This is a genomic window from Parabacteroides sp. PM6-13 (assembly GCF_029892605.1).
In the GTDB taxonomy this organism is placed as follows: domain Bacteria; phylum Bacteroidota; class Bacteroidia; order Bacteroidales; family Tannerellaceae; genus QVMG01.
Genome location: NZ_JARXWF010000002.1, coordinates 222,740 through 245,541, shown reverse-complemented (window position 1 = coordinate 245,541; position 22,802 = coordinate 222,740). Strand labels below are relative to the sequence as shown.

Annotated in this window: 15 protein-coding genes; 11 read left to right on the top strand and 4 right to left on the bottom strand. The window is 48.4% G+C overall.

Translation table 11 applies throughout. From position 1 onward, the window contains the following. Positions 1-13: 13 nt before the first annotated feature. The 3 genes from kduI to ychF all read right to left on the bottom strand — a co-directional run bounded on the left by kduI (position 14) and on the right by ychF (position 2,759). The gene (kduI, locus tag M2134_RS03045; RefSeq protein ID WP_280750195.1) at positions 14-856 is read right to left on the bottom strand and encodes a 5-dehydro-4-deoxy-D-glucuronate isomerase; all 843 of its coding nucleotides are present in this window, start codon (positions 854-856) and stop codon (positions 14-16) included. A gap of 250 nt (positions 857-1,106) precedes the next feature. Then, positions 1,107-1,499 carry a hypothetical protein gene (locus tag M2134_RS03040; RefSeq protein WP_280750196.1) on the bottom strand — a complete coding sequence of 131 codons (393 nt, stop codon included), beginning with the start codon at positions 1,497-1,499 and terminating at the stop codon, positions 1,107-1,109. A 156-nt stretch (positions 1,500-1,655) separates the two neighbouring features. After that, entirely contained in the window at positions 1,656-2,759 is a 1,104-nt protein-coding gene (gene ychF, locus M2134_RS03035) for a redox-regulated ATPase YchF (protein ID WP_280750197.1), read from the bottom strand. A 1,266-nt stretch (positions 2,760-4,025) separates the two neighbouring features. Here ychF and M2134_RS03030 point away from each other — a divergent pair. From M2134_RS03030 to M2134_RS02980, 11 genes are all read left to right on the top strand, one after another. Continuing rightward, complete coding sequence (locus M2134_RS03030) at positions 4,026-5,444, top strand: MFS transporter (protein ID WP_280750198.1); 1,419 nt, start codon at positions 4,026-4,028, stop codon at positions 5,442-5,444. A 156-nt stretch (positions 5,445-5,600) separates the two neighbouring features. Continuing rightward, positions 5,601-8,600 carry a protein translocase subunit SecDF gene (gene secDF / locus M2134_RS03025; RefSeq protein ID WP_280750199.1) on the top strand — a complete coding sequence of 1,000 codons (3,000 nt, stop codon included), beginning with the start codon at positions 5,601-5,603 and terminating at the stop codon, positions 8,598-8,600. A 199-nt stretch (positions 8,601-8,799) separates the two neighbouring features. Then, positions 8,800-10,788: a urocanate hydratase gene (locus M2134_RS03020; protein ID WP_280750200.1), complete on the top strand. Its 1,989-nt coding sequence runs from the start codon at positions 8,800-8,802 to the stop codon at positions 10,786-10,788. Between the two features lie 22 nt (positions 10,789-10,810). After that, positions 10,811-11,716, top strand: coding sequence for a glutamate formimidoyltransferase (gene ftcD, locus M2134_RS03015; protein WP_280750201.1), 906 nt, complete (start codon positions 10,811-10,813; stop codon positions 11,714-11,716). A gap of 157 nt (positions 11,717-11,873) precedes the next feature. Next, a complete protein-coding gene (gene hutI / locus M2134_RS03010) occupies positions 11,874-13,118 on the top strand; it encodes an imidazolonepropionase (protein ID WP_280750202.1) in 1,245 nt (414 codons plus the stop codon). An 83-nt stretch (positions 13,119-13,201) separates the two neighbouring features. Further along, a complete protein-coding gene (locus tag M2134_RS03005; RefSeq protein ID WP_280750203.1) occupies positions 13,202-13,825 on the top strand; it encodes a cyclodeaminase/cyclohydrolase family protein in 624 nt (207 codons plus the stop codon). 77 nt (positions 13,826-13,902) lie between these two features. Beyond that, positions 13,903-15,396 (top strand): histidine ammonia-lyase, encoded by a 1,494-nt coding sequence (gene hutH, locus M2134_RS03000; RefSeq protein ID WP_280750204.1) that lies wholly within the window; start codon positions 13,903-13,905, stop codon positions 15,394-15,396. 147 nt (positions 15,397-15,543) lie between these two features. Continuing rightward, positions 15,544-16,065: a DUF4943 family protein gene (locus M2134_RS02995; RefSeq protein WP_280750205.1), complete on the top strand. Its 522-nt coding sequence runs from the start codon at positions 15,544-15,546 to the stop codon at positions 16,063-16,065. A gap of 23 nt (positions 16,066-16,088) precedes the next feature. Continuing rightward, the gene (locus tag M2134_RS02990; protein ID WP_280750206.1) at positions 16,089-17,267 is read left to right on the top strand and encodes an SAM-dependent methyltransferase; all 1,179 of its coding nucleotides are present in this window, start codon (positions 16,089-16,091) and stop codon (positions 17,265-17,267) included. A 288-nt stretch (positions 17,268-17,555) separates the two neighbouring features. Then, complete coding sequence (locus M2134_RS02985) at positions 17,556-18,470, top strand: ribonuclease Z (RefSeq protein WP_280750207.1); 915 nt, start codon at positions 17,556-17,558, stop codon at positions 18,468-18,470. An 82-nt stretch (positions 18,471-18,552) separates the two neighbouring features. Further along, positions 18,553-18,891, top strand: coding sequence for a hypothetical protein (locus M2134_RS02980; protein ID WP_280750208.1), 339 nt, complete (start codon positions 18,553-18,555; stop codon positions 18,889-18,891). A gap of 40 nt (positions 18,892-18,931) precedes the next feature. Here the strand turns inward: M2134_RS02980 and M2134_RS02975 are convergent, their stop codons facing one another. Then, positions 18,932-22,753, bottom strand: coding sequence for a M12 family metallo-peptidase (locus tag M2134_RS02975; RefSeq protein WP_280750209.1), 3,822 nt, complete (start codon positions 22,751-22,753; stop codon positions 18,932-18,934). Positions 22,754-22,802: the final 49 nt, after the last annotated feature.

Below are 22,802 nucleotides of genomic sequence, written 5' to 3'. Positions count from 1 at the left end.
TAATTCGATTTTATTATTTAATGTCCGTAATCGCTGAAAAGTCCTGATCGCCATAGTCGAGATTCTCACCTCCCATACCCCAGATAAAGGTGTAGTTGGAGGTAGCTGCCGCTGAGTGGATCGACCACTCGGGTGATAATACCGCCTGGTTGTTCTGCATCCAGATGTGGCGTGTCTCGTCTATCTCGCCCATAAAGTGACAAACCGATTGATCGGCAGGTACTTCAAAATAGAAATAGGCCTCCATGCGGCGTGAGTGCACATGGGGAGGCATGGTGTTCCATACGCTGCCCGGAGCCAGTTCGGTCATACCCATCTGTAGTTGACAGGTAGGCAACACCTGGTTCACTAGCATCTTGTTGATATTGCGGTGGTTGGATGTTTCCAAAGTGCCCAGTTCGGCTACAACAGCATCCGCCTTCGTTACCTTTTTGTCCGGATAATTGCGATGAGCCGTCAGTGAGTTGAAATAGAACAGAGCCGGTTTGGCGCTGTCTTTGCTTTCAAAATAGACTTCGCGGTCGCCGCTTCCCAGATAGAGCGCCTCTTTGTAGTCGAGCTCGAATTTGTCATCACCCACATATACGATGCCCGGGCCGCCTACGTTGTAGATACCCATTTCGCGTGCATGCAGGAAAAAGGCCTGTTTCAACGGGTCGATCGCTTCGAGATGTAATTTCTCGGCTTTCGGCATAGCGCCGCCCACAACCATACGGTCATACATCGAATAGACCATGTTTACCTCATCCGGTGCAAATACCTTTTCAATCAGGAAGTCTTTACGCAGCCTTTTCGTATCATACGATTTGGCATCCTCGGGATGTGCCGCGTAACGTAATTCATAATTTGTTTTCATACCACTTAATATTAATGATGTTTAATTTGTCTCTTTGTTTGTTTTCATAATAAACCTTCTTGCAAACATACGGATTTTCCCCCATTCAAAGGGGTAATAATTGTTCAATCATGGGGGTCATTTGTCCATAATTAACATTAAGCCGCGTGAAATCCCCTTCCATCAATACGAATAAAACAACGATTTCACTTAAATGTGTAGAAGAGAATCGCCAATAGAGTCGACTGTCTTATGTGTCAACTGTGTGCCGTCATATCCCCGGCACAAATTTACCGGAGGTGTTCATCGTAATCGCGGCAATCACTCCGACAATTCCTCCAATCAACATGATGATAGATTGTTTCATTATCACATCAATGCTTGTTGTGTTGATGCCATATAAAGCCATCAGGATGATGACAAAAGAGCTAACGCCCAAAAATGCAGAAAGGATACTTGCCAGGCGCCTGTTTTTCCAAAAGAATTGACCGATGAGACAGCTTAGTAAAGGGACAAAGAAGCAAACGAGAAAAATATCCCATCCATCTACATTGTACCCCTGTAGTACGGCTTTGGCAAATACCGTTAATCCCAATCCTATCGAAATGATAAAAATAATCTCCTGCCAAAATTTCAATACTGATTTTAATGATTTGATACTCATCTCTTGTCTGTTTAGGTTGTTAATATAATGAGTTAACGCCCTATTTAGTAAATAATTGTCCTGAACCGAGAAACAAAATTGTTTTTCAGTTCAGGACAAAAAATAGTAGCGAGTGATATTTTTGAAATCCCGGTTGGGAATCTCCTATTCTCTTATTTATACATTAAACCGGAAGTGCATGATATCGCCATCCTGAACGATATACTCCTTGCCTTCCACGCTCATTTTACCGGCCTCTTTGACGGCGGCTTCCGAGCCATAATTGATGAAGTCCTCGTATTTGATCACCTCGGCACGGATGAATCCTTTTTCGAAATCGGTATGGATCACGCCGGCACACTGCGGCGCTTTGCTGCCTTTCAAGTAGGTCCAGGCACGTACTTCCTGTACTCCGGCTGTGAGGTAAGTCTCCAAGTTCAATAGGCGGTAGGCAGATTTGATCAAACGGCCCACACCCGATTCCTCTAAGCCGATCTCCTCCAGAAACATCTGGCGCTCTTCGTAGGTTTCAAACTCGGCAATCTCACTCTCGATCTTGGCGGCAACGATCAGTATCTCCGCGTTCTCCTCTTTGACTGCTTCGCGCACAGCCTCCACGTAATGGTTGCCGTTTACGGCGCTGGCTTCATCCACATTGCAGACATACATCACCGGCTTGCTGGTCAACAGGAACAGCTCACGGGCTGCCTTCTGCTCGTCTTTCGTATCGAAGGTGACCGTGCGGGCGCTTTTTCCTTGCTCTAAGGCTTCTTTGAATTTCAATAAGACATCATAGATCAATTTGGCCTGCTTGTCACCGCCGGTCTGCGCCTGTTTCTGCACCTTGGAGATACGCATATCGATCGTTTCCAGGTCTTTGATCTGCAATTCGGCATCGATAATCTCTTTGTCACGCACCGGATCCACATGACCGTCTACGTGGGTGATATTCTCATCGTCGAAACAGCGCAACACATGCAGAATAGCATCCGTCTCCCGTATATTGGCCAGGAACTTATTCCCTAATCCTTCCCCTTTGCTGGCCCCTTTCACCAGACCGGCAATATCGACAATCTCCACGGTGGTCGGTACTATCCGTTGTGGATGAATCAGTTCCGCCAGTTTGTTGAGGCGCTCGTCGGGCACTGTGATAACCCCTACGTTGGGTTCGATCGTACAGAAAGGAAAGTTAGCTGATTGCGCTTTCGCGTTGGATAAGCAGTTGAAAAGAGTGGATTTACCTACATTGGGCAAGCCCACAATACCGCATTGTAATGCCATCTATTTTTATGTATTTAATTTATAACCTTTTATTTGCGGGTGCAAAGATAGTGAAAGTCGAACACAGAGCCAAACTTGCTTGAGTTATGTTGAGACGCCTCCTATCTTATTTTACGTCCCTAACTCAAAATACAAAGTGTAAGCAAAATCGCCATTTTGCTTTACAATATGATACGTTAAAAAGTGTTACTCGCGGGACTAATTTTAAAAACCCCTACGTTTTCGGAAAAATAGTCGGGCGATTTTGACAAAATGTCAGAACGCTTAGCGCAGCGTAAAGCGAAATGTCTGAACCTTGAAACAACGTTCGCTTCCGAAGGGAGCAATACACTGATTTTGGGATTTCTCGGATGTGATTGGTTTGATTAAAAAGATTGCACTGATGGATGTGGGGCTTCAAGTAGGAGGGGATTTGAAGGGAGAAAGGGAGGGAGAAGATGTGAAGATTGCGGGGATGCACGCCGCAGGCGTGAGATTATGCATAACCGTATGCAAGCGTAGCGCAGCTTACGGTAGTGAATCCTCTATATAAAAAGCCCCGCATGGGGCGGGATTATGGCAGATCTCGCACCTGCGGCGCTTGATTGATAGGAAGTCACTATACCGTAAGCTGCGTTACGCTTGCATACGGTTATGCATAATCTCGCGCTTGCAGCGCGATCCTCACCTTCCATTCTTCTTAAATCTGAAGACACCCCTTTCTCCCTTCTCCTTTCTCTTTCAAATCTTCCAAAAAGGGAAGGTTTTATTTATATGACTGAAGGCCACAGCGAGCCTGAAGGGCTGAGTCCCAGCGGGAAGAAGACTTAGCCCACGGGTAAGCAGGCTGAAGGTCTGCGCCACCCTGGGTATCATGACAATAAAAAAATCGAGTTCTGAAGGAACGATAGATATTATGATAGGATATATGGTGAAAAGTTCTGTGAATAGTGAATTTCTTCTTTCGTTCTTGCAGAACTCATTTTTATATATCTATGGACCCAGGGTGGCGCAGGCCTTCAGTCTGCTTACCCGTGGGCTAAATCATCGTCCCGCTGGGACTCGGCCTTGCAGGCCCACTGTGGCTTTCAGCCATATAAATAAAAACTTCAATAGTCTTCTACTCTGAAAATTATACATGCAAAATCTACATTCTCCGGATAAACCGAATTAAGATACAGGTGCTTTTTAGCTTCACTTTTCCCTGTTTTACAACATAACCCAATCCGCTCAGAACTTGTATATTTGGACGCTAAAAAATAAATCATAGAATAAAAAAGTAAAACGATGGGTAGATTGAATACGTTTCCACGTACGTTTTGGGTGGCTAACACCTTGGAGTTGTTTGAGCGCTGGGCCTGGTATGGTTTCTTTATGCTGTTTGCTAATTATCTGACCGGTTCGTCCGACCTGGGAGGGTTGGAGTTCTCACAGAGCCAGAAAGGTCTTATTATGGGGGTGGGAACCGGTATTTTGTATTTTCTGCCCGTATTGACCGGCGCGATTGCCGACCGCTATGGTTATAAAAAGGTGTTGGCATTGGCCTTTGTGATCTATGCTTCCGCTTTTATATTGTTTCCTCAGTTTACCTCTTTCGGTGCTGTTTTTGGTATGTATATCTACCTGGCGGTAGGGGCGGCGTTGTTCAAACCGGTTATCTCCGCGACGATTGCCAAGACGACCAACGAAAATAACTCCTCGATCGGATTCGGTATTTTCTATATGATGGTGAATATCGGCGCATTCATCGGCCCGCTGATCACCCTTTTGTTTAAAGGCGATTCCCAATACATCTTTTATATATCCGCGGGTATTATTCTGTTGAACCTGGTGTTATTGGTGTTCTACAACGAACCGCCGCGCGATGAGGTGAACACGAAGGAGTCGATCTGGCAAACCTTCGGCGCGATTTTCCGCAATATGGGCAGCATCTTCAAGGATGTGAAATTCCTTGTTTTCCTTTTGATTGTTGCCGGATTCTGGACTATGTATAATCAATTGTTCTTCACCCTGCCGGTGTTTATCTCCCAGTGGGTAGACACCAGTGTGTTGTATAATTTCTTTGACACCTATATCCCCTTTGTGAGCGCCAACTACAGCCCGGCACCGGGAGTGTTGGATGCTGAGTTTATCACCAATATGGACGCGATGTTTATCATTCTGTTTCAGTTGGTGGTCTCTACCGTCGTGATGCGGATGAAGCCGCTGAAATCGATGATGTCGGGATTTCTGGTGTGTGCCATCGGTATGTCGCTCACGTTGATGTCGCAGAATGTGCTCTTCACCATTGTGGCTATCCTGATTTTTGCCATTGGCGAGATGGCCGGTTCGCCCAAGATCACTGAATACATCGGACGCATTGCGCCGCCGGATAAGAAAGCCTTGTATATGGGTTACTCCTTTATCCCTGTTTTCATCGGGAATATCCTGGCTGGATTCATCTCAGGGAATGTCTATCAGGTGATGTCGGATAAGGTGTCGTTTACCGAACAGTTTGCCGCCGAGAAGGGGTTGCAGATAGCTGATGGTCTGTCGACGAATGCCTACTTTGAAGAGGTGGCCCGTCAGGTCGATCTGACACCGCAGGCGTTGACTAATCTGTTGTGGGATACCTATCATCCCTCCAGTCTCTGGATGGTGATATTGGCCATCGGGGTGGCTGCCGCATTTGCTCTTTATGTGTACGACAGGGTGACCTCCAAGTGAGACCCTGCCGGTTAGGATTTTTGATCGCTTGGCAAATAAACCCGGTCAGCAACAAATAATTGCGCCAATTAGTCTGCAAGAAAGAAAAAAAGTCTATATTTGCACCCTGTAAAAAAAAGATCATAAATAATTAAATAACATAAAAATAAGAGTCAAATGCAAAACAAAGGATTTGTAAAAGTCTTCGCTGTATTGCTTACACTCGTTTGTTTGTTTTATCTCTCGTTCTCTTTTGTGACGGGATATTATAACAACAAAGCGGTGAAGTATGCCAACGGAGATCCTGCTTTAGAGAGTCAATACATCGACTCACTGTCTACTCAGAAGGTTTGGCTGGGGTATACGCTCAAGCAATGCCGTGAGATGGAGATTACTTTAGGTCTTGACCTGAAGGGTGGTATGAACGTTGTTCTGGAACTGAATGTACCCGACGTGATCCGTTCACTGTCGAACAACAATCAGGATCCGAATTTCAACCAGGCATTGGAAAATGCTTATGCCCGTCAGGCCTCCAGCAACCGTGATTTCATAGACCTTTTTGCAGAAGAGTATAAGAAACTGGACGAAGGCGCCCGGCTTTCTGCCATATTCAGCACATTCGAGTTAAAAGAAAAAATCACACCGCAGAGCACCGACGCTCAGGTGATCGCCGTTTTGAAAGAAGAAACAAAAAGTGCGATCGATAATTCATTCAACGTATTGCGTACCCGTATTGACCGCTTCGGGGTGGTTTCTCCGAATATCCAGCGTTTAGAAACGGCCGGACGTATCCTGGTGGAATTACCGGGTGTGAAAGAACCGGAACGTGTGCGTAAATTGCTTCAGGGTAGCGCCAACCTGGAATTCTGGGAAACTTATCGTTTGCCGGAAATTTATCAGCAGTTGATCGCAGTAGACAACCTGTTAGCTTCTATGCAGAGTAAAGAAACAGAAGCAACTCCGGCTACTGAACCGGAAACAGCTCCGGTAGCGGAAGCCGAGGTGGCTGATGAAGCGGATGACCTGCTTTCTCAGTTGCAACAGGATACCGAAGATACCGAAGAGTCACTGAGTATGGAAGAGTTTGCTAAACAGCATCCGTTGTTTGCTCTCCTGCAACTGCATTCATATAATGGACAGTTGACAAACGGTTCGGCTATCGGTGTGGCAAGTACACGTGATATGGCGAAAATCAATGAACTGCTTGAAATGCGCCAGGTGAAAGACCTGTTGCCACGTAACCTTTCTTTGAAATGGGGCGTGAAAGCGATTGATGAACGCGAACAATATTATGAACTGTATGCACTGAAAGTGACCAACCGTGATGGAACGCCAGCATTGGGTGGTGATGTGGTAACCGACGCTGTCGCTGACTTCCAGCAGACAGGTGGACGTACCGAACAGGTAGTGAGCATGACGATGAACGCCGAAGGAGCTAAAGCCTGGGCGCGTCTGACAAAAGAAAATATCGGCAAGCAGGTAGCGATCGTATTGGATGATATGGTTTATTCGGCTCCGAACGTACAGGTGGAAATTAAAGATGGTCGTTCGCAGATTACTGGTAATTTTACTCCGGAAGACGCGAAGGACTTGGCGAACGTGTTGAAGTCGGGTAAAATGGCCGCTTCTATCCAGATCGTACAGGAAGACGTAGTAGGACCTTCTCTGGGACAGGAAGCTATCGACGCAGGGGTGATCTCCTTCGTATTGGCGCTTGTACTGTTGATGATCTATATGTGTTTGTTCTATGGCTTGTTGCCGGGTCTGATCGTAGACGGCGCATTGCTGTTGAACATCTTCTTCACGATGGGGGTACTTGCCTCCTTCCAGGCTGTATTGACCTTGCCGGGTATTGCCGGTATGGTGTTGACGCTGGGTATGGCGGTGGATGCGAACGTGCTTGTGTACGAACGTATCAAAGAGGAACTTCGCGCGGGTAAAGGACTTGGAAAGGCTATCAATGATGGATACAAGAATGCTTTCTCGGCTATCTTCGACGCCAACTTGACTTCAATCATCACCGGTGTTGTATTGTTCTTCTTCGGAACAGGTCCGATCAAAGGGTTTGCTTGGACAATGATTATTGGTCTGTGTGCATCGTTCTTGACGGCAGTGTTCCTGACTCGTATCACTTACGAAGCATTGTTGAAGAAAGATAGACTGAAAAACATCACCTTTACGACTGCTATGTCGAAAGACCTGTTGGTAAACCCGAAGGTAAACTTCCTGGGTATGCGTAAGATGGGTTATCTTATTCCGTTGGCTATTATCGTTATCGGTGCGATTTCGATGGTGACTGTTGGTCTGAACAACGGTATCGACTTCACGGGAGGACGTAACTATGTAGTTCGTTTCGACCAGGAGGTAAATACGGCTGAAGTACGTGATATGTTGGACGAACAGTTGGATGGCGCGGTAGGCGTAATCACGATCGGTACAGCCAATCAGGTGCGTATCTCAACCAACTACAAGATTGCTGATCCGGATCCGGCAGTAGACGAAGAGATCGAAAACAAAATCTATACAGGTGTTAAATCGCTGTTGCCATCGGATGTAACGAAAGATCAATTCGTAGCCGATTATATCCAGAGCTCACAGAAGGTAGGACCGAGCATGGCTGACGATATCAAGAACAGCGCGATCATGGCAGTTATCCTGGCTATGTTCTTTATGGCTGCTTATATCCTGATCCGTTTCCGCGATATCTCTTTCTCTATCGGTACGCTGGTTTCTGTAATCGTAACTACCTTGTGTATTATCGCCTTCTATAGCATGCTTTGGAAAGTATTGCCGTTCTCTATGGAGATCGACCAGACATTCATCGCGGCTATCTTGACGATTATCGGGTATTCTATCAATGACACCGTGGTGGTATTCGACCGTATCCGTGAAACGATCGGTCTGTATCCGAAGCGCGATCGTTATCAGGTGATCAACGATGCGTTGAACTCTACGCTTTCTCGTACGTTCAACACCTCTATCACAACCTTGGTGGTGGTATTGGTTATCTTCGTGTTGGGTGGTAGCACGATCCGCAGCTTTACGTTTGCGATCCTGTTGGGTATCATTATCGGTACTTATTCTACCCTGTTCGTAGCAACTCCGATTGCTTACGAAATCCAGAAGAGAAATATTGCTAAGAAAGCGGCTGCTGCCGAACTGAAAGCAAAGAAATAATAGACTATTACATAGTAATAGAACTGTTTTTATATTGAACAAAAAGAGACCGGTCTTATAGATCGGTCTCTTTTTGTTTTTGGCAATATGCTCACAAACATACCATTGTTATTGGCTGTTTGTTGGAAAAGCCCTAACTTGTTGCCCGTTTACAAGACAATATGCTATCATATTGTAAGGACTACTAAGACAAAGAAACATGAATATGACATTAGGAAAGGATTTGCCTGATTATCCTTCTTTTACGCCTGCTATTCGCCGCGCCCCGGACCGTGGATACACTTTGACGCCGGCACAAACCGAGACAGCCTTGAAAAATGCGCTTCGCTATATTCCGGAGGAGCTGCATGAGGCGCTTGCCCCTGAGTTTATGGAAGAGTTACGAACCCGTGGACGTATCTACGGATATCGCTACCGTCCGGGAGGCGATCTGAAGGCGAAGCCGATCGACCAGTACAAAGGAAAATGCCTGGAAGGGAAAGCTTTTCAGGTGATGATCGATAACAACCTCTGTTTCGATATCGCTCTCTATCCCTACGAGTTGGTGACCTACGGGGAGACCGGGCAGGTGTGCCAGAACTGGATGCAATACCGGCTGATCATGCAATACCTGGAAGAGTTGACCCAGGAACAGACATTGGTGATCGAATCGGGGCATCCGCTCGGACTGTTCCGCTCGAAACCCGACGCGCCTCGCGTGATCATCACGAACTCGATGATGATCGGTATGTTTGACAATCAAACCGACTGGCATACCGCTGCCCAGATGGGTGTGGCCAATTACGGACAGATGACGGCCGGTGGCTGGATGTATATCGGTCCCCAGGGCATTGTGCACGGAACATTCAACACCTTGCTCAACGCGGGACGCCTGAAGCTGAATATTCCGCAAGAAAACGACCTGCGAGGCTATCTGTTTGTCTCCTCCGGCTTGGGAGGGATGAGTGGAGCCCAGCCGAAAGCCGCCGTAATAGCCGGTGCTGCCTCTATCGTGGCGGAGGTGGATGCTTCGCGCATCGAGACACGCCACAAGCAGGGATGGGTCGAACATGTGACGGACAATATGGAAGAGGCATTCCGGTTGGCAGCCAAGGCGGTGGAAGAGAAGCAGCCCTGCTCGATTGCTTACCACGGGAATATTGTGGATCTCCTGGAATATGCCCATGCCAATCACTTACATATCGACCTGTTGAGCGACCAGACCTCCTGCCATGCAGTGTATGAAGGAGGCTATTGTCCGGTAGGCATCAGTTTTGAAGAACGGACACGCCTATTGGCAGACGACCGGTCGAAGTTTGAAGAATTGGTAAACCAAACGCTCGTGCGCCATTTTGAAGCAATCAAACAGCTGGTTGCCCGGGGAACCTATTTCTTTGATTATGGCAATTCGTTTATGAAAGCGATCTATGACGCCGGCGTGAAAGAGATATCCCGCAACGGCATAGACGAGAAAGATGGCTTTATCTGGCCCTCCTATGTGGAAGATATTATGGGACCGGAACTGTTCGATTATGGATATGGCCCTTTCCGCTGGGTGTGCCTGAGCGGACGGCATGAAGATCTGTTGAAGACCGACCGGGCAGCAATGGAATGTATCGACCCGACGCGTCGGGGACAAGACCGGGATAACTACAACTGGATACGTGACGCGGAGAAAAATCAATTGGTGGTAGGCACCGAAGCACGCATCCTTTATCAGGATGCGGAGGGGCGAATGAATATTGCCCTTCGTTTCAACCGGATGGTACGCGACGGCGAAGTGGGACCGATCATGCTCGGCAGAGACCACCACGACGTGAGCGGTACGGATTCTCCTTTCCGCGAAACAGCCAATATCTACGACGGCAGCAATGTGATGGCCGATATGGCGGTGCAATGTTTTGCCGGGAATGCGGCGCGGGGCATGAGCCTTATTGCTTTGCATAACGGTGGAGGAGTAGGCATTGGCAAGTCGATCAACGGCGGCTTCGGCATGGTGCTCGACGGCAGTGAACGGGTAGATGAGATCCTACGCTCGGCGATGCTGTGGGATGTGATGGGCGGAGTCGCCCGGCGTTCCTGGGCACGCAATGCCCATGCGATGGAAACCTCCTCGCTCTTCAATGAGAAGTATGCGAAAGACTACCACATCACCCTGCCTCACCTGGCCAGCGATGAGCTGATCAAAAAAACAATTCATAATTCATAATTAACAATTAATAATTATATACATGAGCAACTGGAGTAAAATAATGGAGTGCGTTCCCAACTTTAGCGAGGGGCGCGACCGGGATAAAATAGAAAAGATCGTATCACCTTTCCGCGGAAAAGAGGGAGTGAAGTTGTTGGATTACAGCAATGACGAAGACCATAACCGGTTGGTAGTAACAACGGTTGGCGAACCGGAGGCATTGAAAAACGCGGTGATAGAAGCTATCGGTATTGCCATTGAGTTGATCGACCTGACCAAACACGAAGGCCAACACCCGCGTATGGGTGCTGTCGATGTCGTGCCTTTTATCCCGATCCGGGGATGCACGATGGAGGAGGCGGTAGCCCTTTCCAAAGAGGTAGGCGAAGAGGTAGGCAAACGCTATGACCTGCCGGTATTCCTTTATGAGAAATCGGCTTCTGCCCCGCACCGGGAGAACCTGGCAGCTATCCGTAAAGGCGAGTTCGAAGGTATGGAAGAGAAGATCAAACAGCCGGAATGGAAGCCTGATTTCGGTCCGGCTAAACGCCATGCTACGGCAGGCACGGTGGCCATTGGTGCCCGTATGCCGCTGGTGGCTTATAACGTGAACCTGGGAACCGACAAATTGGAGATCGCCAGTGATATAGCCAAGAAGATACGTTTTATCGGTGGTGGCCTGCGCTATTGCAAGGCTATGGGCGTGGAGCTGACCGATCGCGGTATCGTACAGGTATCTATCAATATGACCGACTATACGAAAACGGCACTTTACCGTGCTTTCGAACTGGTACGCATCGAAGCGCGTCGCTATGGCGTGCCGGTAGTAGGTAGCGAGATCGTGGGATTGGTGCCTATGGAAGCACTGATCGATACCGCCTCCTATTACTTAGGATTAGAGAATTTCAGTATGCAGCAAGTGCTGGAAGCACGTATTATGGAGTAAAGAAGTTAAAGAAGTCAAGAAGTCAAGAAGTTAAAGAAGCAAAGAAGCAAAGAAGCAAAGGAAACGTAATATGATAAAGTGTTTTTATATTACTTCTTTAACTTCTCTGACTTCTTTAACTTCTAAGGAGCAAAGCGACTGATAACTACTAAAAAATATGCAAAACAATCGTTTACTGATTCGCGACATCACCCAATTGGTTACCTGTTCCGGCTTCGCGGCTAAGAAGGGGGAGGCGATGTCCGAATTGAGTATCATAGAAAACGGTGCTGTTGCCATAGAAGATGGCAGGATTACCCATGTAGGTACGACCGAAGAGGTGTTGGAGCAACTGACCGGCTTCTATCCGGAGATCAGCGGAAAAGGCAAAGCTCTGTTGCCCGGTTTTGTCGATAGCCATACCCATTTCGTGTTTGGCGGTTACCGCGAGGAGGAGTTCTCCTGGCGATTGCGGGGCGATAGCTATATGTCGATCATGGAACGGGGTGGCGGCATTGTCAACACCATGAAGGCAACACGCGAAAGCAGCTTTGAAGAATTATATGATGCCGCCCTGCCACGCCTCGATGAGTTTCTGGCGATGGGCGTCACTACCGTGGAGGGCAAAAGCGGTTACGGGCTCGATCTGGAGACCGAAGCGTTGCAACTGCAGGTGATGGCCTCTCTTCGGAAAGAACATCCCATCGATATTGTCTCTACCTACCTGGGGGCACATGCCCTTCCACCCGAGTTTGCCGGGCGGACAGATGAGTTTGTCGACTTCCTGATTGCCGAAGCGTTGCCAAATATCCCTGCCGAATGGGGTGTGGACTTCTGCGATGTCTTTTGCGAAAAGGGGGTATTCTCTTTAGAACAAAGCGAACGACTGCTGTCGGCTGCCCGCGCGTATGGTTTCGCTCTGAAACTGCATGCCGATGAGATAGTTCCGCTGGGGGGCGCCGAACTGGCAGCGCGGCTGAAAGCCGTCAGCGCGGATCATCTGCTTCACGCGTCTGATGAAGGCATCCGGCAGATGGCGGAGAACGATGTGGTGGCGACTCTATTGCCGCTTACGGCCTTCTCGCTCAAGGAACCCTATGCCCGTGGACGGGAGATGATTGATGCGGGTGGTGCAGTTGCCCTGGCTTCCGACCTGAATCCCGGGAGTTGTTTCTCTTCGTCTATCCCTATGCTGATAGCGATTGCCTGTATCTATATGCAATTATCACCCGAAGAGGCGGTGACAGCCTTGACAATCAACGGTGCCGCAGCCCTCAATCGGGCAGACCGGATCGGCAGTATCGACGTCGGTAAGCAGGCAGATATGATCCTCCTGCAATACCCCTCCTACAAATTCCTTCCCTATCATTTCGGAATGAATATAGTAGAAACAGTGATCAAAAAAGGAAAAATAATAAAATAATTATGAATTATGAATTATGAATTATGAGGAGTGTGCCCTTTTAATTCATAATTCATAATTCACAATTCATAATTTTAAAAAATATGTTAGTAGACTTATCCATCAAAGATTTTCTGGCGGAAACGGCGTCGAATACGCCTGTCCCCGGTGGCGGAAGCATATCCGCATTGAACGGTGCCATCGCTACCGCATTGACAGAAATGGTTGCCAACCTGACCATCGGCAAAAAGAAATATGCCGATTACGAAGGGCAGATGAAAACCATTGCCACAGAGGCTGCCACCATTCGCGAGCGCCTGATCGGCTATATCGACGAAGACAGTGACGCCTATAACCGCGTTTTCTCTGCATTCAAATTGCCGAAGGAGACGGAAGAGGAACAGGCCATACGCAGCGCCGCCATACAGGATGCAACGAAAGAAGCAGCCCTCGTGCCGATGCGCGTAGCCGAAGAGGTGGGTTCCGTTATGGAAACCATCATCTACGTGGCACACAAAGGCAACCAGAATGCCGTGACCGATGCCTGCGTGGCTATGATGGCCGCCCGCACCTGCGTCTTGGGCGCTCTGTTGAATGTGCGAATCAACCTTTCTTCTATCAAAGATGAGGAGTTTGTGCGCCGTCTGGCTGAAAAAGCCGATCATCTCGAAGCAGAAGCTATCCGCATCGAACAAAAACTGTTGGAGTGGGTGAAAAAACAATTATGAATTATGAATTACGAATTATGAGGTTGCACCGATCCCATAATTCATAACTCATAATTCATCATTCATAATTTAAAAATATGGGACATAACGTATATTATATCGGCTCGGAACCGCTAACCTTCGAGATTATCGAACGGATTCTGGGCACAAACATGAAACTGGAACTCACCGCCGAAGTGCGTGACCGCATCCAGAAGTGCAGAGACTACCTCGATCATAAGATCGAACAACAGACAGGGCCGCTCTACGGCATCACCACCGGCTTCGGATCGCTTTGTAATAAGAATATCTCGCCCGACGAGCTCAGCACGTTGCAGGAAAACCTCGTCAAGAGCCATGCCTGCAGTGTAGGCGACGAGGTGAGCCCGGTGATTGTTCGCCTGATGATGCTATTGAAAGCACAGGCTTTGTCGTTGGGACATAGCGGCGTGCAGGTGATCACCGTGCAACGCATCCTCGACTTCTTCAATAACGACATATTGCCGATCGTCTACGACCGTGGTTCGCTGGGTGCCTCCGGCGATCTGGCTCCGTTGGCGAACCTCTTCCTGCCGCTGATCGGGGTGGGGGATGTGTACTACAAAGGAAAGAAGCGTGAAGCCATTGCCGTGCTCGATGAGTTTGCCTGGAAACCGGTGAAGCTGAAAAGCAAAGAGGGACTGGCTCTATTGAACGGTACCCAGTTTATGAGCGCCAACGGGGTGTTCGCCCTGATGCGCGCTTTCAATATATGCAAACGCGCCGACCTGATCGCCGCTCTGTCGCTCGAAGCCTTTGACGGACTGATCGATCCCTTTATGGATTGCATCCAACAGATACGTCCACACCGCGGACAGATCGAGACCGGCGCTGAGTTTCGTCGCCTGTTGGAGGGAAGCGAATTGATCAGTCGTCCGAAAGCGCATGTGCAGGATCCTTACTCGTTCCGCTGCATCCCTCAGGTGCATGGTGCTACGAAGGACGCGGTTTATCATGTCACGAATGTGCTCCTGACTGAGATCAACTCCGTGACCGACAACCCGACGATATTCCCGGACGACGATAAGATCATCTCCGGAGGTAATTTCCATGGTCAGCCATTGGCGCTTGCTTATGACTACCTGGCTATTGCCCTGGCCGAGCTGGGTAATATCTCCGAACGGCGCGTGGCGCAATTGATTATGGGCTTGCGTGGCTTGCCCGAGTTCCTGGTGGCTAATCCCGGCTTGAACTCCGGCTTTATGATTCCGCAATATGCCTCGGCCAGTATGGTAAGCCAGAATAAGATGTATTGCTATCCGGCTAGCAGCGATTCCATCGTGTCCAGCAACGGACAGGAAGATCATGTAAGCATGGGTGCCAATGCCGCGACCAAATTGTTTAAGATCATGGATAACCTGGATCATATCCTGGCTATTGAGTTGATGAACGCCGCGCAGGGTATTGACTTCCGTCGCCCGGCTAAGACATCGCCCATCCTGGAGAAATTCCTGAAAGAATTCCGCAAAGAGGTCCCTTTTGTTGAAGACGACATCGTTATGTACACCGAGATACATAAGACGGTCGCTTTCCTAAGGAGAAATCATTTTTGAATGAAGAGTGAAGAATGAAGAATGAAGAATGAAGAATGAAGAATGAAGAATCGAAGATTGCTACACGATTTTTCATTCTTCACTCTTCATTCTTCATTTTTTCGTATATTTGTTGGTATCATTTGTGGAACACTTAAATCGATGCCCATGAAGCGAATATACGCTCTTTTGTTTGTGTGGGTCTTATGCGTCTCTTGTGATTATAGTTTTGATCTGAACGACCCCGATGTCCGTGAATTTGTGTTCCGGCTGAAAAACGGAACCTACGAATGTTACCTCACCTCTTCCTCCGGAGAGCGTATGGGGCTTCAGATGCCTGTTTTCCAAATGAAAGATATTCCTGAACTCCTGGAATATGCAGCTGATACGACTCATATCGAAGACTTCCCTATTAATTCTTCCTCTCGTGTGTCTGCCTCCCACCTGGAGGACGGAACTTATATCCTTGGCGAATGTCTGTTGTGGATCGTAGAAGGCATCCGTCTCAATAAAGTATATCCTTCCGAACAACCTGTCCTGATCGAAAAGACTCCGTCGGGCAGCCACTGTCTTACCGGCCAAGAGGTGTTGGAGGTATGGGAACTCTATAACCAATGGTGGGTGAAAAACCAACAGGGCGACTGGCCTGATATCGATCCGTTGGAAGGCTCAGGCTATTTGTGGTGGTGATATTTTTTGTTTAAGTTTGGGCGATGAAATTAGATGATCACTTCCGTACCTTCCTGCATGAACATCGCGACGACGATCCCAACCGACTTTTATTGAGCGCGGCTCGCTATCCGGAGATCGATGTGCCATTTGCTGTCGATCAGATCGTTGCCCGGCGTCATGTCCGGGATAAACTGCCTGAATGGGTTGCCCGGGAGGCGCTTTTTCCTTCTCGTCTGGCTGCTGAGCAATGTTCTTCCGAATCGACTGCTCGCTATAAGCAACGATTGATGCCTCCGGGGTTGCGAATCGCTGATCTGACCGGTGGATTGGGGGTGGATAGCTATTATCTCTCTCAAAAGGCGGAGAAGCTCTATTATGTCGAACGTTTTCCGTTTTACTGTGAGATTGCTCGCTATAATTTCGAGCGTCTGGGGGCTATCAATATCGAGGTGATCGAAGGGGACGGTATGGCTGTTTGTTCCTCCTTGGAGGATATCGATCTGTTTTACATCGATCCGGCTCGGCGGGGAACGGGTAATAGTCGTGTGTTTGCGCTTGCCGACTGCGAGCCCGATCTGACAGAGGCACTGCCCCGATTATTAGCCATTGCCCCTCGGGTGATTGCCAAATTATCCCCTATGGCCGACCTGCGCCAGAGCTTGCAGCTGCTTCCGGGAACAGAAGAGATCCATGTGGTTTCGGTAAAGAACGACTGTAAAGAGTTGTTGTATGTCATCGGGCGCGGTTCTTCTCCTTCGCCGGAGGTACATTGTGTTCATTTCACCTCGCCGGAGGAATATGATAGCTTCTGTTTCTCCTTGGAGGAAGAGGTTGATTGTGTGGTCAAACCGGCAGCCGCTATCGGACGTTATCTGTATGAACCGAACGCTTCGATTCTTAAAGGCGGCGCCTTCAAAACAGTGGCTAAGCGCTATGGGGTGGAGAAACTGGCGGTCAACAGCCACCTCTATACCTCGTCGGAGCGGGTGGGCGATTTCCCCGGGCGCATCTTTGAGGTGCAGGCGGTGCATTCGTTCAATAAACAACTATGTCGTGAGCTATCAAAAACAATCCCCCAGGCTCATATTACCACCCGTAACTTCCCTCTTTCCGTCAAAGAACTTCGCGCGCGTCTCCGCATAGAAGAGGGGGGCGATACCTATCTTTTCGCCACGCTTCTGTCTGACAATGAAAAGGTTGTTATTGTGGGTAGGAAGTGATCCGAAACTTGCTTCAGCGACGTCATATCCAAAAACAAAAGAAACGGCGAAGCTCACGCCTGGCCGTTTCCACATTTAACCGTTTTAAACAAAAAGAAAAAGTTAGTTAAGGTTCATATTGTGAGGTTTACTCGTTGAAAAAGTAAACCATTTGTTCATTATAGTTCCATTTGTGGACAAATATAGGTATTCTTTGCGAATATGCCTCATTTTATGGAAGTTTTTTGCTATGCCTGCCCCTAAAAGAAGTTTTTATAATACCTTTGCAGGCAAAGACAGGATGATTTAATGGCTGATTTTGATATTCATATTTTAGGTTGCGGTTCTGCTCTTCCTACCACCCGTCACTTACCCTCTTCACAAATTGTCCGATTGCGGGAAAAGCTTTTTATGGTAGACTGCGGTGAAGGCACTCAGCTTCAGATGCGGCGCGGGCGGATCCGTTTCAACCGGCTTAACCATATTTTTATCACTCATGCGCATGGTGATCATTGCTTTGGATTGCCCGGGCTGATCTCTACGTTGGGCATGTTGGGAAGGATAGGTGATCTGTTGGTATATGGTCCTGCCGAGGTGAATGATTACCTCACCTCTATGCTGGCGCAGTTTTGTAATCATCTGCCTTATAAGGTAGTGTTTCGGGAGGTAGATCCGCATAAGCACGAGCTGATTATGGAGGATCGCTCCATAGAGGTCTATTCCATTCCGTTGAAACACCGGATCCCCTGTTGCGGATATCTCTTTCGGGAGAAGCAGAAGGAGGCGCATATTATTCGTGAAATGATTGATTTTTATCAAGTGCCTGTGCGTATGATAAAGGATATAAAACAGGGAGCTGATTTCGTGACGCCCGATGGCACGGTGGTTCCGAATGCGCGATTGACCCGCTCCGCTGTGCGTCCTAAGAGCTTTGCTTACTGCTCCGATACGACCTACTCGGAAGATATTATTCCGTTGATCGAAGGGGTTGATCTCCTATACCACGAAGCGACATTCGCCGAGGAAGACCTGGTTCGAAGCAAAGAAACCTACCACTCGACAGCCCGACAAGCAGCGGAGATTGCCCGACAAGCAAAAGTGAAAAAGCTGGTTATTGGCCACTATTCGGCACGCTACGATGATATGACCCCTCTTCTGACGGAGGCACAGGCTGTTTTCCCCGACACCATCGCCGGGAACGAGGGAATGGTTATACCTGTTTGAACGTCATCGCATCGGTGAAATAATCGTAAAATGTTTTCCATGTGAGGAAATCTTCCTACATTTGCATAAAGTGGGCGAGAAGATGAGAATAGTCTATTGTATCAGCATACTGCTTCTTTTACAAACGGGTGTATGGCTTTCGGCACAAGAAAGAAAAACAGACACCAGAGCTGTTGTATCCCCCAAAACAACAATTGTAGAAGAGGAAAACGACGAGCCCAAAATATCCGTTAGTGAAAACCGCATTTCCGTATCCAACGCTCCAGTCGGAAGCAAGATGGAAATCTTCAGTGTAGTCGGCACCAAGGTGAAGGAGATCGAGATGAAAGTCTCCTCCGGCGAATATCCGGTGAACCTGGAAAAGGGCTTTTATATCGTCCGTATCGGCCCGGCCTTTGTTCGCAAAATATCCATCCATTAAGCAATCACCCCAGCCTATTCCGGGGTGATTCAAAAAGTTTCTAATACACGACTTTGATTCTGCGGTCGCCGGATGTGATAATATATACACCGCGAGCGAGAAGGCTTACCTGCTCTTCACTCTCCTTTGCCAGGCGATGATGGATGAGTACGCCGGAAATCGTATATACGCTCCAGGGCTTGCCCGGAGTTAATCCGCTGACATATAATGTTCCGTTTTGTACCCCTGCTTTCAGCGTTTCTGCGCGCGTCTCCTCGAGGGCCGTTCCTGTTACCACACAGGAGATCTCTTGCGAGACAGCGGGTAGCTCTTCCGCGCTAACGGATAATATCGCCTTGTAGGTGCCTGGCTGTAAGTCATCTTTCATCGACAGTACAATCGTAGTGTCTGCTCCGATAGCCAGACTGGCTATGGTGCTCGACGGAAGAATAAAAGCATCTGCGTGCGTGCCGGAAAGAGCCAGGGTCAATTCGTCGGTGGCTACATTGCCCATGTTGAGAACACGTATCGTTAATTCGTTCACCAGAGACAGCTCAATATTCTTTTTGGGTACGACCGAATAGGGCAGGGCAAGGATAGTGCCTGATGTTGTCTTGGTCGATAATGTCGTGGCACCAAGTGTTAAGGTTACGTTGAACGTGAACGAGCCGTTCTGCCCTTCGGGTGACTCTGCTGTTCCCGCTACGGCTGGTGAGAAGGATTTTATTTCTACATTCCCGACAACAGGCGATCCCGACGAGCGAAACTCTACATTAAGCGAGCTACCGAATAGGGTGTTTAGGGTACTGACAATCCATGTTCGGACAGACTCCTCCGTATTGCCGGCTGTCTCTGTGACACGGTAAGAGCCTCCTTCGACCGCCTCTTTCACGGATTCAACCGCTTCTTCATCCTGCTTCTCCTGCGTTTTCTTAAAGGTGGCGGTTACCGTCACGGCATAAGTGGGCATAACAAAGGTGCGCGTCGCGCCATCTTCGTTGCCGGATCCACTCAAAGCTACGTTTGTTTCCTGATTGCCGGTTTGATAAGCCGCGATGGTTTCCAATAGGTATCCGTCGGCAACAGCAATCGTCAATGTTACGGTTTCTCCCGAAGGAATAGCCGAGCCATTACTTGAACTTGGCGAGGAGGCGCGGACGCTTCCCCCGGAGAAACTGCCTATACTGACTCCGTAGGTGGGAACAGCTTCGACAGTTATAGCCACGATATTACTGGTTGTCGTTGCCTCCTTTTTGCCATTGACGGCTTGGTTGGTGTTGGTTACGATCACGTAATAATAGGTTGTTCCTATTGTGGACGTAGAAGGTGTATAGGTATCGGTCTGCGCACCATTGGCAGAGCCGAGCGAGGTGCCGTCGGTCGTTTTATCAGTGGTGTTACTATACCATTGGTAGGATAGCGTACCTCCGTCGCTGACGGCGGCGGTCACCTTCAATGGCGTAGCCGTATCGTCTTTGGTGTAGGTGGCTTTTTGTGGCTGTTGGCTGATGCGTGGCGCTTCCGCGTTGATAACACCGGCGGATACCGTCATGTTGATAGAGGTGCTACTGAGGATTACGCAGGCTGCACTCTGGATTTCAGCAACGCTCTTACCGATAAAGCTGTCTGCCTGGCTTCCGTAAGCATAGGGAACGCCATAGATCGTATAATTACCTTCTGGTAATCTTCTGAAGTCGGCAGTAGGACTGTGCATGGCGATCTTATTGTCTGATTGGTTGACAGCGATGTAGGTATAATTCATTCCTTCGGGGAAATCCGTTTCGGTATAGCCTATGCCGGGACCCTCTATGGCGATCTGAAATACTCCACTCGGAGACGAATAGAGCATGGCAGACAGATAATAGGTTGTATTGGCTTCCAGATTGACCGTTACATTGTTTGAATAGGAGGTGATGCCGTCTCCTTTGTAATAGCCCGAAGAGTTGAGGAAACTGCCGCATGAAGGCTCTTCAGCATCAAACAGAGTTAGTATAAGCGCTTTGTCTGCGACAATCTTATAGCTGCCGCTTTCTGTTACTTTGATTTTTTGGATTTTACGATACACACCATAAGAGCCCCCATCTCCATACGTATAACAGGTGGATGAATTTTCACTGGAGCGTATATAAATCGGTGAGTAGCCATGCATTAAACCAACGGTGAATTCGTTTTCCAACACCAGAGGCCCTGCCTCCATGTTGAGGTGTAAGGCATCCTCTCCTGACGAGGCCGATACATCGCCGCTGAAAGAGGGGCGGCTTGGAGAGGACTCACAAGCCGAAGCGGTGCGATTGACTATAACGGTATAGGCTTTCCGGTAGGTGCCATCCGCGGAGGTAGCCGAAAGCGTAAAGGTGTTCTCTCCGTTGTTTAACATGGCATTTGTGACACTACCATCTAATGTGGCTCCTGCAGAAACTGTACCATCGATGGTAATTGTTTTTGCGTCGGTCTCATAGGTGTATTTGGTTTTGTCGGGATCAAAACCCTCAACTGTCACGTTGTTTATCGTTAAATCGGTCAGTAGGGTGTTGTTGATTAACTCTTTGTAGGTGGCTACCACATGTTTGGTTTGTCGAAGGGTCTGAGCGTTATTGGCTGTGGCAGTACTGCCAATATAAACGTTCGATTCAGGGTAGAGTATATCAGGATTGGAAAAGTATGGGATTTCGGTATAAGAAACGCCGTTGTCCCAATAGGACTTATCGCCATAGGTCATGATCGTGCACTTATTCTCTTCGTTGATGACTCCCCTCCATCCACCGGAATAGGGAAACAGCCCCGGACCGGCTTGTTCTTTCTGATCGTTATGATGCCCGCATCCCATGTTATGTGCCATTTCATGCACCATGGTAGTGGTCCAACTAAGCTGTTGGACGCGCGAAAGGGCAAAGCCATGAGCCGGGCTACCGTTCTCTGAGGAGAGAAGCCAACCCAATCCTCCGGTGAAATCAACCATAGGAACAAACATGACCAGGTCCGCATCGTAGGCTCTTCGAAGCGCGTGTACCTCGTCCATCTGTCCATCACTCGGGTTGGTCAGGTGGTCTAAGTCAGCACTGGAGTCCACCTCTTCGTAGTCGGTCTTATAGCTATAGACCAGGTTGAATGTGATGCCAAGGTGAGAGTTTTTTGATGCTGTATTGGCTTTTTGCATAGCCGCAGCAATGGCGTGTTCCATCGATGGGTCACGCTGTGTCTTTATCCATGCCTCCGCTTTCTGTGTATAGACCACCATCACATTGATGGTAGCCTCCTCTGATTCACCCGCTCGCGTATTGAGAGAGGAGAGGGTAGGGGTGTGTTGTCCTGTCGCGGAAAATATTGCTTTGGGCGTTTCCAGGGGCACGACCCATTGGCAGTCCAGCCTGTTTTTGTCTAAAGCCGTTTTGGAATATTCCTGCAGATAGCCGGATTCGCTATTTACCGTGCCGATATAATATTCGTTCTTTTCTCCTAATTCAACATGTATCAGCGCACCCTCGTCGGAGACAGATATATAGCAATAGCCGAAATTGGTGCCTTCCACCTTGGCGGTGATAGCAGTGATGCCGTTATAGTCGGGCGTCACCTGTTCAATCAAGGCGCGGTATTGTTTGTCGCCGAAAAGATCGAGCAAGAGGATATCACCCGTAGATTCCGCAGTCAACGATTTTAGTTGTGGGTTGAGGTCAAAGGTGCGTGCCTGTTTGGATGCTCCAAAGAAAGAGTGGGGGAGCTGTTCCGGCAGCAGTTGTTGGGCACTCCTCAAGCCGGAGCTTTCCTGGTTGATGTTTATGACCCGCTGAGCGGACAGGTATTGGTTACTTACTAACGATAATAACAGAAACAGGGCGAATAGATGTTGGCACCTGTAAAGAAAAGGGGTCGAATGAGTTTTCATGTATTTAGTTCTATTGGTTTGGGTGTAAATGTAAAGAAAAAGCCTGGAA